General features: G+C 64.8%; 15 protein-coding genes. 7 read left to right on the forward strand and 8 right to left on the reverse strand.

Annotated features, from left to right (window positions below):
* Nucleotides 1-157: 157 nt before the first annotated feature.
* Nucleotides 158-2,302 carry a S9 family peptidase gene (locus RMQ73_RS01970; RefSeq protein ID WP_310496300.1) on the reverse strand — a complete coding sequence of 715 codons (2,145 nt, stop codon included), beginning with the start codon at nt 2,300-2,302 and terminating at the stop codon, nt 158-160.
* A gap of 168 nt (nt 2,303-2,470) precedes the next feature.
* Here RMQ73_RS01970 and rlmN point away from each other — a divergent pair, with 168 nt between their 5' ends.
* The 4 genes from rlmN to RMQ73_RS01990 are packed head-to-tail and all read left to right on the forward strand — an operon-like array spanning nt 2,471 to nt 7,809.
* The gene (rlmN, locus tag RMQ73_RS01975; protein WP_310496301.1) at nt 2,471-3,766 is read left to right on the forward strand and encodes a 23S rRNA (adenine(2503)-C(2))-methyltransferase RlmN; all 1,296 of its coding nucleotides are present in this window, start codon (nt 2,471-2,473) and stop codon (nt 3,764-3,766) included.
* A gap of 46 nt (nt 3,767-3,812) precedes the next feature.
* Complete coding sequence (locus RMQ73_RS01980) at nt 3,813-5,033, forward strand: cyclopropane-fatty-acyl-phospholipid synthase family protein (RefSeq protein WP_310496302.1); 1,221 nt, start codon at nt 3,813-3,815, stop codon at nt 5,031-5,033.
* A complete protein-coding gene (locus RMQ73_RS01985; protein WP_310496304.1) occupies nt 5,033-6,271 on the forward strand; it encodes an FAD-dependent oxidoreductase in 1,239 nt (412 codons plus the stop codon). Before RMQ73_RS01980 ends, RMQ73_RS01985 begins: the two co-directional genes overlap by 1 nt.
* A 50-nt stretch (nt 6,272-6,321) precedes the next feature.
* Nucleotides 6,322-7,809 carry a S10 family serine carboxypeptidase-like protein gene (locus RMQ73_RS01990; protein ID WP_310496305.1) on the forward strand — a complete coding sequence of 496 codons (1,488 nt, stop codon included), beginning with the start codon at nt 6,322-6,324 and terminating at the stop codon, nt 7,807-7,809.
* A gap of 45 nt (nt 7,810-7,854) precedes the next feature.
* On the opposite strand, the gene RMQ73_RS01995 is transcribed toward RMQ73_RS01990, so the two are convergent.
* Both RMQ73_RS01995 and RMQ73_RS02000 read right to left on the reverse strand, forming a co-directional pair.
* The gene (locus RMQ73_RS01995; protein WP_310496306.1) at nt 7,855-9,162 is read right to left on the reverse strand and encodes a glycine zipper 2TM domain-containing protein; all 1,308 of its coding nucleotides are present in this window, start codon (nt 9,160-9,162) and stop codon (nt 7,855-7,857) included.
* Between the two features lie 74 nt (nt 9,163-9,236).
* Nucleotides 9,237-9,617: a DUF1801 domain-containing protein gene (locus RMQ73_RS02000; protein ID WP_310496307.1), complete on the reverse strand. Its 381-nt coding sequence runs from the start codon at nt 9,615-9,617 to the stop codon at nt 9,237-9,239.
* A 96-nt stretch (nt 9,618-9,713) separates the two neighbouring features.
* Between RMQ73_RS02000 and RMQ73_RS02005 the strand changes: the two genes are divergently transcribed.
* Nucleotides 9,714-10,934, forward strand: coding sequence for an argininosuccinate synthase (locus RMQ73_RS02005; RefSeq protein WP_310496308.1), 1,221 nt, complete (start codon nt 9,714-9,716; stop codon nt 10,932-10,934).
* Between the two features lie 27 nt (nt 10,935-10,961).
* Here RMQ73_RS02005 and RMQ73_RS02010 read toward each other — a convergent pair whose 3' ends face one another.
* From RMQ73_RS02010 to RMQ73_RS02025, 4 genes are read right to left on the reverse strand one after another with little or no spacing between them, the layout of a single operon-like run.
* Nucleotides 10,962-11,627, reverse strand: a complete 666-nt coding sequence (locus tag RMQ73_RS02010) for an SDR family oxidoreductase (protein ID WP_310496309.1) — start codon at nt 11,625-11,627, stop codon at nt 10,962-10,964.
* A 13-nt stretch (nt 11,628-11,640) separates the two neighbouring features.
* Entirely contained in the window at nt 11,641-12,285 is a 645-nt protein-coding gene (locus RMQ73_RS02015) for a MarC family protein (RefSeq protein WP_310496315.1), read from the reverse strand.
* 8 nt (nt 12,286-12,293) lie between these two features.
* Nucleotides 12,294-13,163: a bifunctional methylenetetrahydrofolate dehydrogenase/methenyltetrahydrofolate cyclohydrolase FolD gene (gene folD, locus RMQ73_RS02020; protein WP_310496310.1), complete on the reverse strand. Its 870-nt coding sequence runs from the start codon at nt 13,161-13,163 to the stop codon at nt 12,294-12,296.
* 3 nt (nt 13,164-13,166) lie between these two features.
* Complete coding sequence (locus RMQ73_RS02025; RefSeq protein ID WP_310496311.1) at nt 13,167-13,475, reverse strand: YggT family protein; 309 nt, start codon at nt 13,473-13,475, stop codon at nt 13,167-13,169.
* Between the two features lie 273 nt (nt 13,476-13,748).
* On the opposite strand from RMQ73_RS02025, the gene RMQ73_RS02030 reads away from it, so the two are divergent.
* Nucleotides 13,749-15,314, forward strand: a complete 1,566-nt coding sequence (locus RMQ73_RS02030) for a long-chain-fatty-acid--CoA ligase (protein WP_310496312.1) — start codon at nt 13,749-13,751, stop codon at nt 15,312-15,314.
* A gap of 75 nt (nt 15,315-15,389) precedes the next feature.
* Here RMQ73_RS02030 and RMQ73_RS02035 read toward each other — a convergent pair whose 3' ends face one another.
* Nucleotides 15,390-16,379, reverse strand: a complete 990-nt coding sequence (locus RMQ73_RS02035) for a fatty acid desaturase (protein ID WP_310496313.1) — start codon at nt 16,377-16,379, stop codon at nt 15,390-15,392.
* A gap of 64 nt (nt 16,380-16,443) precedes the next feature.
* Here RMQ73_RS02035 and RMQ73_RS02040 point away from each other — a divergent pair.
* Nucleotides 16,444-16,712: hypothetical protein (locus tag RMQ73_RS02040; protein ID WP_310496314.1), on the forward strand; the 269-nt coding region annotated here is incomplete at its 3' end.

Below are 16,712 nucleotides of genomic sequence, written 5' to 3' on the forward strand. Positions count from 1 at the left end.
GCGCTGATGATCGCGGGCTTCGGCCTTGTCGGCGCTGCCATGCGTCGGCGCAAGGCTGCACTGGCCTGATCGGGCACCGCTGACAAAAAGCGGGCCGCAGCAATATCCGCTGCGGCGCGCTTTTTTTACCGGGCGCGGCGACCCGCCTATCGCGGCCTCACTTGCCCAGAACGCGGTCCAGGAACCCCAGCCGCGTTTTCCAGACGTGCACGTCCAGCCCGGTGGCGGCATGGGTGGCGCCGGGATAGACCATCATTTCGAACGGGCGCCCGGCCTTTTGCAGGGTCGCCATCAGCGCGGTCGAATTTTCGAACACGACATTGTCGTCCGCCATGCCATGGATGAGCAGCAAGGGATCGGTGATGCCCAGCGCCCCGGCCAGCGCATCGGACCGCGTATAGGGCGCAGCGTCCAGCGCCGGGTTGCCGAGATACCGTTCGGTGTAAGCGGTATCGTACAAGCTCCAGCGCGTGACCGGCGCGCCGGAAATGCCCGCAGCGAACGCGCCGGGCGCGGACCCCAGCAGTTTCAGCACCATGTAACCGCCATAGGACCAGCCGGCGACGGCGACCTTGTCAGGCGCCGCCCAGCCTTGCGCCTTCACCCAGGCCAGCGCCCGCAGCTGGTCCGCCACTTCGGCGCTGCCCATGTGCCGGTACAACACATCCTCGAACGCCTTGCCGCGATTGTCCGATCCGCGATTGTCCATCATGAACACCGCCCAGCCATTGGCGACCAGATATTGTTCGATCGGCGCCGGCCAGGTGCGGCGGATATTATGGGCGCCCGGCCCGCCATAGACCATGAAATACACTTTGTGCGGCCCCGGCCCCTTCGGCAGCAGCAGCTTGTAATCCATGGCCTGGCCGTCATCGGCGATGATAGTGCCGAACTGCGGCACGACATGGCTGGACAGGTAGGGCGCATAGGGATGGCTGGCATCCAGCGCATTTTCGGCAATCCAGGCGAGGCGCTTGCCGCTGGTGTCGGCCAGCCAGGTCTGCGCCGGCTGCGACGGGGTCTGGCCATTGACCAGCGCGCGCGTGCCGGCCTTGTCCATCACCACTTCGTGCCAGCCGCCAGCCGGCGTCAGCCGCTTCGGCTTGCCGGGCCGGGCAATGCCGACGGCATAAAGATGCTTTTCAAGCGTGCCATCGGCAAAGCCGGTGAAGAACAGCTTGCCGGCCTTTTCATCGACACCGCGCAATTCGTCCACGACCCATTTGCCGCTTGTGACGGGTGTCAGCGTGCCGGCCCGCCAGTGATACAGATGGCGATAACCGGAGCGTTCCGACGCCCAGATCAGGCTGCCGTCCTTGAGCGGCGCCAAGCTGTCGTGCAGGTTCAGCCAGGTTTTTGCGGTCTCGCTCAGGATGACGCTGGCCTTGCCGGTCGCCGGGTCCACCGCCAGCAGATCAAGGCGCTTCTGGTCACGCGACAGGCGCTGGACATACAGAGTCTTGCCGTCGGCAGCCCAATCGACCCGCGCCAGATAAATGTCGGCATCGCCGCCAAGATCGACCGCGACCCGCCCCGAACCATCGGCGGCCATCACCCACAGGGACACCACCGCATTGCTGGTGCCGGCCGCCGGATAGCGCTGCGCATACAGCCGCGTGCCATCGGCGCCGATGGCGGCGCGCTGGACCACGCCAACGGGGCCGTCATCGACACGGGCGACGGCGATGCGGCTGTCGTCCGGCGCCCACCAATGGCCGTCGAAGCGTTTGAGTTCTTCCTGCGCGATGAATTCGGCCGCGCCCCAGCTGATGGTGTCCGCGTCCTCGCCGGCAACGCGGCGCTCAGTGCCAGAAGCAAGATCGAGCACATGCAGCGCCCGGTCGCGCACGAACGACACGAAGCCGCCCCTGGGACTGATGCGGGCGTCGGTTTCGGTAGCGGTAGTGCTGGTCAGGCGTTTCACATTGCCGTCCAGCCCGGCCAACCAGAGATCGCCATCGACCGGCACCAGCAGCGATTTTGCATCGGGCGCCCAGTCATAGCTGGCGATGCCCTTGACGTCGGCGATGCGCTTGCGTTCGCGGTTCATGCGCTCGGCCTCGGACAATGGCCCGCCGGCAAGCTTTTGCGAATCGACCAGCATTTTTGAACGCCCGGTGGCGGTATCGACCGCCCACAGGTCATATCGGTCCTTGTCGGTATCGCGGGCGCGCAGCACGGTGGCCCAGCGGCCATCGGGCGACAATTTGGCCTCACGCGGCCGCGCGCTGGCCAGCGACGGCGAGGCAAAGACGCGCTCCAGAGTCAATTCGGCTGGCGTCACTTCGGCTCCGTTTGCCATGGTTCCCGCCATCATCATCCCCATTGCCAGTGCCAAAACCCCGATCCGCATAACGCCCCTTATCTTGTCCTTCCCATGGGCTAGCGGGACCGGGGCAATGCGACAAGCCGGCAGTTGCCTTTCGTCTGCGGCCTTTCTTCTGCCGCACGGACAGTCTATGGCGCGGCGATGCAAATTCCCGGTCCAAATGACCCGACGGTGGTGCCGCGCAAGAACATGGCCCGCGCCGACGGCAAACGCAGCCTCATCGGGCTGTCCAAGGTGCAACTGCGCGCGGCGCTGATCGAAATCGGTGTGCCCGAAAAACAGGCCGGCATGCGGTCGGGGCAGGTGTGGCACTGGCTGTATCATCGCGGCGTCACGCAGATTGCCGCCATGGCCAACATCTCCAAGGACATGCGCGAACTGCTGGACCAGCATTTCGTTGTCGGCCGCCCCGAAGTGGTGACCGCACAGGTGTCGAGCGATGGCACCCGCAAATGGCTGCTGCGTTTCGACGACGGCGAGGAAGCCGAATGCGTGTTCATTCCCGATGCGTGGCGCGGCACGCTGTGTGTTTCGTCGCAGGTGGGCTGCACGCTCAATTGCCGGTTCTGTTTCACCGGCACCATGAAGCTGGTGCGCAACCTGACGGCGGCGGAAATCGTCGGCCAGGTCATGCTGGCCCGCGATGCGCTGGGCGAATGGCCGGGCGCAGCCCCGGTGGCCATCACGCGGCCAGCGGCCAGCGACGGCGCAGATGACGAAGACGAGGAGGAGGATTCGCCCTGGGTGCCCGGCGCGCACAATCCCGGCAGCAACTACACCTCCGAAGGGCGGATGCTGACCAACATCGTCATGATGGGCATGGGCGAGCCGCTGTACAATTTCGAAAACGTCCGCGACGCGCTGGCCATTGTCATGGACGGCGAAGGGCTGGGCCTGTCCAAGCGCCGCATCACGCTGTCCACATCCGGTGTCGTGCCGATGATGGCGCGGGCCGGCGCCGAAATCGGGGTCAATCTGGCGGTGTCGCTGCATGCCGTCACCAAGGAAATCCGCGACGAGATCGTGCCGATCAACAAGAAATACGGTATCGAGGAATTGTTGACGGCATGTTCGGAATATCCCGGCGCCAACAACGCCCGGCGCATCACGTTCGAATATGTCATGCTGGCCGGCAAGAACGACAGCGACCATGACGCGCATGAACTGGTGCGGCTGATCCGCAAATATCGCCTGCCGGCCAAGGTCAACCTCATCCCGTTCAACCCGTGGCCGGGCAGCATCTACGAATGTTCATCCGACGCGCGCATCCGGGCGTTTTCGGACATCATCTTCGAAGCCGGCATTTCGGCCCCGGTGCGGCGCCCGCGCGGGCGGGACATCATGGCGGCGTGCGGCCAGTTGAAATCGGCAAGCGAAAAGATCAGCCGGGCCGAGCTAGACAAGCGCGCGGCCGAAAAGGAAGAAAACTGGGTCTAGTCAAGGTGCTTCCCCCGCACGCGAACAGCGGCTATCAGTTGCACCCATGTTCTTGTTTGATCGCCTATTCACCAAGTTCATGCGCGAAGGCCAGCTGACGGTTATCGGTCCGTCCGGCAAGACGCGCGTCTATGGCCAGCCCTGCGCCGACAGGCCGGCGCTCACCATCCGTCTTGCCGATAATGCCACCTCGCGCGCCATCGCGCTGAACCCCGCGCTGGGCGCCGGTGAGGCCTTCATGGACGGGCGACTGACCATCGAACAAGGCGATATTCGCAGGCTGGTCGATCTCGTCACCCATAATCTGCGCTGGGAACGCGACAATCCGGTGCGCTTTGCGCTGTGGCGCCAGGCAAGCATCGCCGCCAAGTTCGACCAGATCAACTATGCGCGGCGGTCAAAACGCAACGTCGCCCATCACTACGACCTTGATGACCGGCTGTATGACCTGTTCCTCGATCCGCACCGGCAATACAGCTGCGCCTATTGGGACGAAGGCGTCACGACCCTTGAGGCGGCGCAAGAGGCCAAGCTGGCGCATATCGCCGCCAAGCTGGCCCTGAAGCCGGGGCAGCGCGTGCTTGATATCGGCTGCGGCTGGGGCGGGCTGGCGCGCTATATCCACAAGGTGTCGGGCGCCGAGGTGCTAGGCGTCACCTTGTCCGAGGAACAGCTGAAATACGCCCGCGCCGAGACGCAGCGGCAGGGATTGTCGGACAAGGTCAAATTCGAGCTGATCGATTATCGCAGCCTGTCGGGGCAGTTCGACCGCATTGTGTCCGTCGGCATGTTCGAACATGTCGGCCTGCCGCATTACCGGCAATTCTTCGACAAGGTCGAAAGCCTGCTCAAGACAGATGGCGTGGCCCTGCTGCACACCATCGCCCGCGCCGACGGGCCGGGCGCCACCGACCCCTGGACGGCGAAGTACATTTTTCCCGGCGGCTATTCCCCCGCCCTGTCGCAGATCGTGCCGGCAATCGAGCGCAGCTGGATGTGGATCACCGATATCGAGGTGCTGCGCCTGCATTATGCCAAGACCATTCGCTGCTGGTATGATCGCTGCGCGGCGCAAGAGGCGGACATCACCGCGCTGTATGATGCGCGTTTTTTCCGCATGTGGATGTTCTACCTGGCGGCGGCGGAATGCGCCTTCAACAATGATGGGCATATGAATGTGCAGGTGCAGATGACCAAGCGGCGCGATGCACTGCCGCTGACCCGCAATTACATCCATGCGGCGGAGCAGCAATTCAGGGGGGCTTGATGGGCATTTCGCGCCGGGCCGTGCTGGCGGGAGCAGCGGCCGCATCCGCAGCAGCATCCGGCATGCCGGCGGCGGCACTGACGGGTCCGTCGTGGGACAGCATCGTGGTCGGCGCCGGCGTGTTCGGTGCCTGGACCGCAGAGCAACTCAGGCGAGCCGGGCAGAAGGTACTGCTGGTCGATGCCTGGGGGCCGGCCCATGCCCGCGCCTCGTCGGGCGGCGAAAGCCGCATGACGCGCAGCGACTACGGCGCCGACGACATCTACACCCGCATGGCCCATGCCTCATTGGGGCAATGGCAGGCGCTGTCGGCACGCGCGGGCCTGCCGATCCTGAACCCTTGCGGCGTGCTGTTCCTGTTCCAGAACGACGAAGCCTATGCGCGGGACAGTATTGCCGTGCACCGCCGGCTTGGCCTGCCGCTGGCGCAACTGGACCGGGCCGGCTTGCAGGCGCGCTGGCCGCAGATCGACATTGCGGACATCGCCTTTGGCCTGCACGAGACCGGCTTTGGCGCGCTGATGGCCCGGCGCGCAGTGCAGACGCTGGTCGAAGATTTCGTGCGGGGCGGCGGCGAATATCGCACCGCCGCTATCCGTCCGCCCGGCGATGGCGCGCGGCTCGACACGCTGACCACCATGGCCGGCGAAACCCTCAGCGCACGCCAGTTCGTGTTTGCCGCCGGGCCTTGGCTGCCCAAATTGCTGCCCGGCCTGCTGGGACCGCGCATCTTCCCGACACGCCAGGAGGTTTTCTTTTTCCGCACCCCCGCCGGTAACGACAGCTTCGGCGCGGCGAGGCTGCCCGGCTGGGCCGACTGGAATGGCGGCGATATCGTCTATGGCTTCCCCGATCTGGAATCGCGGGGCTTCAAGATCGCGCAGGATGCGCACGGCCCGGCGATGGACCCCGATACCGGCGACCGCATCGTGTCGGCACAGGGCCTGGAATTTGCGCGGCGATACATGGCGCGGCGCTTTCCGGCGATGGCGGACGCGCCCCTGTCGGAGGCCCGCGTCTGCCAATATGAAAACAGCGCCAATGGCGATTTCCTGATCGACCGGCACCCGCAATGGGCAAACTGCGTGATGGTCGGCGGCGGATCGGGCCATGGCTTCAAGCACGGACCGGAAGTGGGCCGCATGGCGGCAGCGCTGCTGAGTGACGCAGCGGCCCGGCCCGAACCGCGCTTCAGCCTGGCCGCCAAGGGTGTCGTGCAGGCACGCGCTGTGCATTGACGGCGGGCGCGCGGCGGCTAGTCTGCGCCGCACATCTGATTGGAGACATAATGATCCGCCCTGCCCTTATGCTGGCGCTAGCGCTTGCTGCCCCTGCCCTGTCCCAAACTGCCGACAAGCCCAAGCTGGAAGCCGAAGCCGCCGTTGCCGCTCCCAACCGCAGCGTCACCAAGCACAGCGGCACCTTTGGCGGCCAGAAAATCATCTACACCGCCATCACTGGGGAGACCTATCTCAAGGACAAGGACGGCAAGCCCGGCGCGGCGATCTTCGCGACCACCTATCTCAAGGATGGCGCGGAGTCCGCCCGCCCGGTGTTCTTCATCTTCAACGGCGGGCCGGGGTCTGGCTCGCTGTGGCTGCACATGGGCGCATTCGGGCCGAAGCGGGTGAACATCCCCAACGCCAAGGACGACGGCGCGCCGCCCTATCCGATCACCGAAAACCCCGAATCGCTGCTCGATGTCGCCGATCTGGTGTTCATCGACCCCGTTGGCACCGGCTTTTCTCGCGCGCTCGGCAAGACCGATCCCAAAGTCTATTGGGGTGTCACTGCCGATGCAAAATCCGTGGCGCAGTTCATCCGGCTGTGGCTGGGCGAACATGGCCGCTGGAACGCGCCCAAGTTCCTTGGCGGCGAAAGCTATGGCACCACCCGCTCGGCCGCCGTGGCGCATGAACTGACCAAGGGCTTCAACGATGTCGCGCTCAACGGCGTCATCCTGATTTCGACCATCCTGGATTTCGGCCTTGAGGCCGATACGCAGGGCAACGAAATGCAGTATATGGGCACGCTGCCATCGATGGCGGCGGCGGCCTGGTATCACGGCAAGATCACGCCCAAGCCCGCCGCGCTGGAGCCGTTCCTGAATGATGCCCGCGCCTTTGCCAGCGGGCCATACGTGACTGCGCTGATGAAGGGCAACAGTCTGGGCGCCGAGGAACGTGCCGCTGTCCGGGCGCAGCTTGCGCGCTTTACCGGCCTGTCCGAAGCCTTTCTGGACCGCGCCAACCTGCGCGTGTCGCCGGACCGGTTCTACAAGGAATTGCTGCGCGATCGGGGACTGACGGTCGGCCGGCTCGATGCGCGCTACACCGGCAGCGATTATGACAATGCCGGCGAAGGGGCCGACAATGACCCCAGTTTCTATGGCATCGATGCGTCATACCCAGCCGCGATGAACGCCTATGCGCGCGGCGAACTGGGCTACAAGACCGACCTGGATTACATATCGATCGGCGGCGTGTCGGATTGGGACTGGCGGCTGGGCAATGGCCGCGACGCCTATATGAACGTCGCGCCTTACCTGTCGCAGGCGCTGCGCGAAAACAGCGCCATGAAGATCTTTGTCGGCCAGGGCTATTATGATTTTGCCACGCCGTTCTATTTTGCCGAATACAGCCTGAACCGCCCCGGCTTTCCGGCTGGCCGCGTCGAGTTCAGTTACTATGACAGCGGCCACATGATGTATGTCCGCGATGCCGATCGCAGCAAATTGTCGGCTGACATACGGGCCTTCATCCGCCGCCAGAAATAGGCCTTGATGGCGCAGGGAGGCCCCGGCCTGCCTGCGCCATGAAGTTCAGGAATTGCGCATCGCACGAAGCCTGTCGCTCAGCCGGTCGAGCCGGGCAAAGACCAGTGCCTCGTTGCGGTCCGAAATGCGGCCGCCGCGTGTGCGCAATGATCGGTCATAGCGGCGAATGTTGGTCAGTTCGCGCCGCGCCCAGCGGCCTTCGCTGCGCGTGAAATTGCCCTGTGCCAAGCCGCGATCGATACGCTCGCCGATGCGGTTCAGACGGGACTGGACGGTGCGATCAGCGCCCCAGTTCTGGCCGCCCCAGTTGTTGCCACCATTGCCATTGTTGTCGGGAATCCAGCCACCGCGATCATCATAGCGGCCGCGTACCGTCCCGGCATACCAGTTGCCGCGCTGATCGAAATAGCCCGGCTCCGCATCACGGACCCAGTTGCCATTGCCGTCGCGCCGACCGCTCAGGTCGCCAGCGATCCAGCGGCCCCGATCATCGTAACGGCCCAGAGTCTGGCCCGGCACCCAGCGGCCATTTTCATAGTGGCCGGGCACCATGGCATCGCGCCTGTCACGGTCGCCCATGTCGTTGTTGCGGCGATCTTCGTCCTGCTGGCGCGCGGTGCGGTCCTCGGAAATCCAGTTGCCGCGCCCGTCATAATAGCCGCGCGTGGTGACGGTGTGCCAGCGCCCGTCGCGGTCATAATAGCCCGGCTGGGCGTCTGCGACCCAGATGCCATTGGCATCGCGGCGGCCGGCGGACGCGCCGGCAATCCAGCGGCCGTCACGATCATAGCTGCCGCTGGTTTCACCGGCGATCCAGCGCCCGTTCGACCAGTAGCCGCTGGAGACACCGGTGCGATACTGGTTGTCGGCATCATAATAGCCGTTGGCAGATGCCGGCACCCATTGGCCGTTGCGGTCGCGATAGCCGTTCTGGTCATTGTCGCCGCTGGTCTGCACCCAGCGATTGTTGCCATCATAATAGCCGCGCGGCGCGCCCTCGACCCAGTTGCTGTCGCGGTCATAATAGCCGCTGGCTTGATCGGCGCGCACATTGGTGGCGTGCCAGACCCCGGCCTTGTCATAAAAGCCCAGCGCCCGGGCGCAGCTGCCATCGCCGCGGGCGATCTGGTTGCCAAGCACGCCGCCGCCGGCCGCGCCGATCACGGTGCCCAGGGTGCGATCACCGCGCCCGGCAATGACATTGCCCAGCACGGCGCCGATGCCGGCACCTGCGACTGTGGCAACGATGCGGTTGGTGCGGTGCTGTTCGCAGTTCTGCCGCGCGGGCTGTGCGGCCGCAAATGTCGGCAGGGCGGCAGACAGCAACGCTGCTGTCAGGAAAAATGGGCGCATGAAATTGGTCCTTGGTTGAATCGCGTGCGATTGAGACGCACCGCGAGGCCCAAGGTTCCGCCGGCCGTGCCGGATCAGGCCGGATAGCGCCGCGCCATCTCGTCCAATGATGCCGACACCAGCGCCGTCAACACGGCCATGTCCACATCGGCCAAGCGTTTCAGATACAAGCAGGACACGCCGGTGGTATGCGGGCCGAGCCGGGCCAGCAGATCGGCGTGGCCGGGAAATCCGTCCGTCACGTAAAGCACCAGCGCCGCCTTGCGCGGCGAAAAGCCGATGCGCGGCCAGGTGCCGGTCTTGGTGGGGTAGGCGCCAAAGCCGATGATGCTGGCACCCCACAGCACGGGCTGCTCACCGGAAAGGCCGGCCAACAGGGCCGCCAATGCCTCGCCGTCCGCCCGTCGCGCGGGCGGCGACACGGCGGCGAGCCAGGCGGCAACGTCCGTTTTCATGGGCATTGTCTTGGCCGCAGCAGCCATGCTTCCCCCCAACCTGCTTGCATGGCCAGAAATTACCACTTACTCGCCCGCCGTCAAAGCGAGGGCGAGATGAGCGAATCGATCAAGCGGGTTGTGCTGGCCTATTCCGGCGGCCTGGACACCAGTGTCATCCTGAAGTGGCTGCAACAAACCTATGGCTGCGAGGTGGTGACGTTCACCGCCGACCTCGGCCAGGGCGAGGAGCTGGAGCCGGCGCGGGCCAAGGCGGTGATGATGGGCGTCAAGCCCGAGCATATCTTCATCGAGGACCTGCGCGAGGAATTCGTGCGGGATTATGTTTTCCCGATGATGCGCGCCAATGCGCTATACGAGGGGCAATATCTGCTCGGCACCTCCATCGCCCGCCCGCTGATTGCCAAGAAGCAGATCGAGATCGCCCGCGCCGTCGGTGCCGATGCCGTCAGCCACGGCGCCACCGGCAAGGGCAATGACCAGGTGCGCTTCGAGCTGGGCTATTATGCGCTGGCGCCCGATATCCGCATCATCGCGCCGTGGCGCGAATGGGACCTGACCAGCCGCGAGGCACTGATCGCCTTTGCCGAAAGCCACCAGATCCCGGTCGCCAAGGACAAGCGCGGCGAAAGCCCGTTCTCCACCGACGCCAACCTGTTGCACACCTCCAGCGAGGGCAAGGTGCTGGAGGACCCGTGGGAAGAAGTGCCGGACTATGTCTACAGCCGCACCGACAACCCCGAAACCGCGCCCGATGTGCCGGAATACATCACTGTCGATTTCGAGCGCGGCGATGCGGTTGCCGTGAACGGCGAGGGCCTGTCACCGGCATCGCTGCTGGCGCGGCTCAACGACCTTGGCAAGCTGCACGGCATCGGCCGGCTAGATCTGGTCGAAAACCGTTTCGTCGGCATGAAATCACGCGGCATGTACGAAACGCCGGGCGGCACCATCCTGCATCTGGCGCACCGCGGCATCGAACAGATCACGCTGGACCGGGGTGCGGCGCATCTCAAGGACGAGCTGGCGGTCAAATATGCCGGGCTGCTGTACAACGGCTTCTGGTTCTCGCCGGAACGCGAGATGCTGCAAGCGGCCATCGACCACAGCCAGACCAAGGTGTCCGGCACGGTGCGGCTCAAGCTCTACAAGGGCAGCGTCAGCGTTGTCGGCCGCAAATCGCCCAATTCGCTGTATTCCGCAGGCATCGTCACCTTCGAGGACGACGCCGGCGCCTATGACCAGCGCGACGCTGCCGGCTTCATCAAGCTGAATGCCTTGCGCCTGCGCCTGCTCGGGCGGCGCGAAGGTTACTGATCCCTCTCCCGCTTGCGGGAGAGAGTTTCACCAAGGCAGTGTCTTGCCCGTATAATCCAGATAATGATGTCCTCCGCCGGTCGCACCGGCAATGACATCAGCCAGCCCGGCCACCGATGTTGCGACATCGATGTCGGCGCCGTCACCGCCCATATCGGTCTTGACCCAGCCGGGATGCAGGCTGAGCACGGTCACGGGCCGCGCGGCCACATCCTGCACGGCAAAGCCGCGCGTCAGGCTGTTCAGCGCGGCCTTTGAGGCGCTGTAGAGTTCGGCATGGGCATGGCCGCGCAGCGCGATGGAGCCAAGGATCGAGCTCATGAAGCCGATGCTGCCGCCATCCTTGACCAGCGGCAGCAACACCCGCGCGGCGCGGATGGGCGCGATGGCATTGGTCCACATCAGCGCCGAAACCTCGTCGGGCGTCGCCTTGGTCGCCAAGGCATGGCGCGGTCCGGTGACGCCGGCGTTGAGCAGCACATGGTCGAACTGGCGGCCCGCGAGTGATGCTGCCAGCGCGGTGACAGCCGATGTGTCATCCATGTCGAGCACATGCACAACAGCGCCGCTGGCATCGAGTTCGGGCGCATCGCCGCGCCGCGTTGCCACCACGTCCCAGCCGCGTCCGAGCAATTCCCGCGTCAGGCCAAGGCCAAGCCCGCGCGAGGCGCCGATGATGATGGCTGATGGCATGATGTTTCTCCGATCAAAGATTGAAGCTCTGCTTGATCCCGTCGATGACAAACTGCGCCGCAAGTGCCGCCAGCACAACACCCAAAAGCCGGGTCAGCGCGCCTTCGAACTTGGCGCCCATCACCTTCATCAATGGCCCTGCCGCCATCAGGCACAGCAGCGTCAGCAGCAGCACGGCGGCCAGCGCGCCCAGCACGACGCCTTCCTCCGCCAGCGTGTCGGTGCGGGCGCTGAGCAGCATGACCGCTGCGATGGAGCCAGGGCCGGCCAGCATCGGGATCGCCATCGGAAAGACGGAGATATCCTCCTCCTCCAGCGGCTTGTCGGCAGCGGCGGCGGCGGATTTCACCCCTTCGGCGCGGGTTTCGCGGCGCTGCGTGCGCTTTTCGAACACCATGTCGATGGCGATGACGAACACCATGATGCCGCCGGCAATCTTGAAGGCCGGCAAGGTGATGCCCAGCGCCGACAGGAACGCTTCACCACCCAACGCAAAGGCTACCAGCACGGCGCCGGCAATCAGGCTGGATTTGATGGCCATGTCACGGCGGTGCCGCGCCGTGGTGCCGGCGGTCAGCGAGGAAAAAATCGGCACGCAGCCCGGCGGATCGATGACCACGAAAAGCGTCACGAACGCCGAAATGAACAGCGAAATCAGCGGGCCATTCATGATGCCGCCCGCGACATTGCCGCTTTCAGCGTATTGGCCAGCAAGCAGGCGATGGTCATCGGGCCGACGCCGCCCGGCACCGGCGTGATCCAGCCGGCACGGGGCAGCACCTCGGCAAAATCGACATCGCCGACCAGCCGCGTCTTGCCGTCCGGCAGCGCGATGCGGTTCATGCCGACGTCGATGACACAGGCGCCGGGCTTGACCCAGTCGCCCTTGACCAACAGCGGCACGCCGACGGCGGCCACGATGATATCGGCACGGCGGCAATGGCCGGCCAGATCGGCGGTGCGGCTGTGGGCGATGGTGACCGTCGCGCTTTCGCGCAGCAACAACGCCGCCATCGGTTTTCCGACGATATTGGAGCGCCCGATGACGACGGCTTCCTTGCCGCTGATGTCGCCAAGCGCCTCGCGGATCATCATCAGGCAGCCCGACGGCGTGCACGGCACCAGCGCATCCAGGCCCGTCGCCAGCCGGCCAGCGTTGACCGGGTGAAAGCCATCGACATCCTTGGCCGGATCGATGGCGGCGATGACGCGGTCGCTGTCGATGTGCCGCGGCAGCGGCATCTGCACCAATATGCCATCGACGGCCGGATCGGCATTCAGTGCGGCGACCAGCGCCAGCAGGTCCGCTTGCGCCGTGTCGGCCGGCAGCTTGTATTCGCCGGCGATGATACCGGCCTCGCGGCAGGCCTTGCCCTTGGCGCCGACATACACCGCGCTGGCCGGGTCATCGCCCACCAGCACCACGGTCAGCCCCGGTGCGCGGCCATGCGCGGCTGCGAACGCCGCCACGCCGATGGCCACTTCGGCCCGCAAGGCAGCGGCGCGGGCCTTGCCGTCAATCAGGATTGCCGTCACGCGTCAGCTCAACAGGCCGGTGTCGATCAGCACGGCGGGCAGCAGCCGCTGCACACCCACCAGCAGCAGCCACAGCACCGCCGGCGACAGATCGATACCGCCCATGTCGGGCAGTATGCGCCGGATCGGCCGCACCATAGGGTCATAGACGCGGTCAAGGCCGGTCAGCACGGCGCGGACAAAGCCGTTGTGCGTGTTGACGACATTGAACGCCACCAGCCAGGACATGACAGCCCAGATCACCAGCCCCCAGATCAACAATTGGGTCAGCATGATCACAAGATCAACGACGGCGACAAGGGTATTGCTCATGGCGCAGGCTTTAGCGTCATGTGGCGGGCCGGGCAATGCGGCGCATCCGCTTTGGTGCGCGCGCACCGCCACTGGCAAAACACCCTGTCCTACAGGGCGCCAGCGTGCGACATTCGCATCGCTCTTTCTCATCGGCGGACCGATATCACAGTGTTTGATTCCAGCATGTTGCCGTGCGCGAAGCTCATGAAACCGTCAACTTCGTCTACTTCCAGATGCGCCCCCTCTGGACCCGCCCCGCCAGCCATCGCATCATGCGGCGGGGAGATTGTCATGGCACATGCATTCACAAATCTGGCGGAACTGACGGCGCACCACGCCGCGGCGGCGCCGGACAAGGCCGCGATCCGCGTCGATGGCGACACGATCAGCTTTGCCGCGCTGCATGACCGGGTGTTGCGCACCGCCGCGGCGCTGCGGGCGCAGGGCGTCGCGCCCGGTGACCGCATCGGCTGGCTGGGCCTCAACCATCCCGATTACATCACGGTGATGTGCGCCTGTTTCCGGTTGGGCGCCGTGCTGGTCGCCATCAATGCCCGGCTGGTGGCGCGCGAAATCGCCTTCATCCTCCAGGACGCCGGCATCGACTTGCTTGTGTCCGAATCCGCGTTCCTGCCCGTCGTGGAGGGCGCCCGCACCACCACCGGCGCCAAGACCGTCGTGCTGCTCGATGCACCGTTCGAAGGCCGGGCCATGTTCGCCGACTGGGTCGCCGGCCATGCCCCCGATGCTGCCATGCCGGCCATCACCCCGGACGATATCGCGCTGCAACTGTACACCAGCGGCACCACAGGCTTTCCCAAGGGCGCGCTGCTCAGCCACCGGCAATTGCTCGGCACCATCGAAAAAGGCCGGCTGACCGGGGAAGATTGGGGCCGCTGGGACGGGGACGATGTGGCGCTGGTTGCCATGCCGCTGTTCCATATCGGCGGCACCGGCTGGGCGCTGCACGCGCTTGAGGCCGGCGCCGCCATGGTTATCCTGCCGCGCCCCGACATTGCCGGCATCGTCGAAGCTGTTGCGCGCCATGGCATCACCCGCATGTTCGCCGTGCCCGCCGTGCTGCTCGCCATCTGCCAGCATCTGGAAACCGCGTCCGCCGACCTCACGGCCATGACCGAAATGTATTACGGCGCCTCCCCCATCCCGCTGGATGTGCTGCGCCGGTCGATGGCGGCGTTTCCCAATGCCGGCTTCATCCAATGCTACGGCGCCACCGAAACCTGCGGCACGGTCGTCTATCTGCCGCCCTATGATCATGACGTCGCCGGCACCCCCCGCATGCGCGGCTGCGGCAAGCCGTTTCCGGGCAACGAAGTCAAGATCATCGGCGCCGATGGCCAGGCTCTGCCGCCCGGCGAAGTGGGCGAGATCTGTATCCGTTCGGTCAGCGTCATGACCGGCTATCACGGCACCCCCGCCGCCACCGCCACGGCCGTGCAGGACGGCTGGTATCGCAGCGGCGACGCCGGATATCTGGACGTGGACGGATATCTGTACATCCACGACCGGGTGAAGGACATGATCGTGTCCGGCGGCGAGAACATCTACCCCGCCGAGGTCGAAAACGCCCTCCACGAACACCCGGCAGTGGCCGACTGCGCCGTCATCGGCGTGCCGGACGACAAATGGGGGGAGGCGGTCAAAGCCATCGTCGTCGCCCGCACGCCAGTCACCGCAGAGGCCCTCATCGCCTTCGCCCGGGAACGCATCGCGGGATATAAAGTGCCCAGATCAGTGGACTTCATTGACGCGCTGCCGAGGAACCCCAGCGGCAAGATTTTGAAGAAGGATTTGCGGGAGCCGTATTGGGCGGGGCGAGAGCGGCAGGTGGGGTAAGCGGCAGAAATTGGCCCGGGAACCGACTGTCCGATCCTGGGCGCGATACAAGGTAAAGCTGACCTGACGCGAGCGCTATGCGACTGCCGCCGCCTCGCGAAAGGATATCAGTCGGCGGCCATCTTCGTCCCACAAGGTGAGTGCCAGCGGCCGGATCATCTGCGCGAACGTGAAGCGGTTGAGATGTCGCAGGTCGGGATAGGCGTTGAGCACCTCTTGCAGGCGATAGAACGGGATACGGCTGGCGAGATGGTGGACGTGATGTACGCCGATATTGGCGGTGAACCAGCGCAGCGGTTGCGGCAAGTCGAGATGGGTGCTGCCGTACAAGGCGGCATCGTGGAACGACCAGGCCTTAGCCTCGTCCCAATGCGCCGTTTCGAACTGATGCTGGATGTAGAAGAGGTAGACACCGGTCGATGCCGCGATCAGCAGGGTGGGGATCACGACCAACAGGGTCGGGCCCCATCCAACCAGGAGTATCAACCCGCCCATCATAGCAGCTATCGCCAGATTGGTGGCGATGGCGCTGACCCAATATTGCACCCCGGCCCGCATTAACCCGATCGGCAAGCGGTGCCGTATCAAAAATAAATAAGCAGGGCCAATCCCCAGCAGCACCGCCGGGTGGCGATACAGCCGATAGCCCAGTCGCCCAAGCCTGCTGCGGGACTGAAACTCCCTCACCGTCAGCGTGTCGATATCGCCATAGCCTCGGGCATCGAGATTGCCGGTGCTGGCATGATGCAGCGTGTGCGAGCGCCGCCAGCAATCATACGGCGTAAAGGTCAACACGCCCAGCGCGCGGCCAATCCAGTCATTGCCGGAGCGTTTGGAAAGAAACGCGTCATGCCCGCAATCATGCTGGATGATGAAGATGCGCAGCAACAGCAACCCCGCCAGCGGCGCAAGCGCAAGCGCGATCAGATAGCCTGCGTTGATGGCGGCCAGCATTGCTGACACGACACCGAAAAACGGGACAAGCGTGATCGCCAATTCCCAGATGCTGCGGACGGTGTGAGGCCGGGAAAACGGCTTGAGCTGCGAAACCAGCTTGCGCGGCACCAATGCAGGGAGGCCAGTGGCAGGAACAGGTCCTTGATATGGCATTTCGGTATTCGCAAAATCCATGAATTCCATCTTTTATCCAAAAGCTTCCGGCACTGCGGTTCTTACATTAGGGCGCAAAGATTACAATCGAGATGTGGCGCAGAAAACTGCCCATACAATGGGCAAAAATGGTCATTTATGCACGCCCAACCTCGGGTCAGGACCTATTGAAGCCGGGCCTGTCCGGACCGAGCCCATGTCTGCTTTGGGGCTTATGGCCCGGTCGCCCGAACGTCCGTTTTGCGGGCCCATCGCAGCCCCCAATCGCAGCCTGACAACAAAAGTGGG

It is taken from the genome of Sandarakinorhabdus sp. (genome assembly GCF_031430775.1).
In the GTDB taxonomy this organism is placed as follows: Bacteria; Pseudomonadota; Alphaproteobacteria; order Sphingomonadales; family Sphingomonadaceae; genus Sandarakinorhabdus.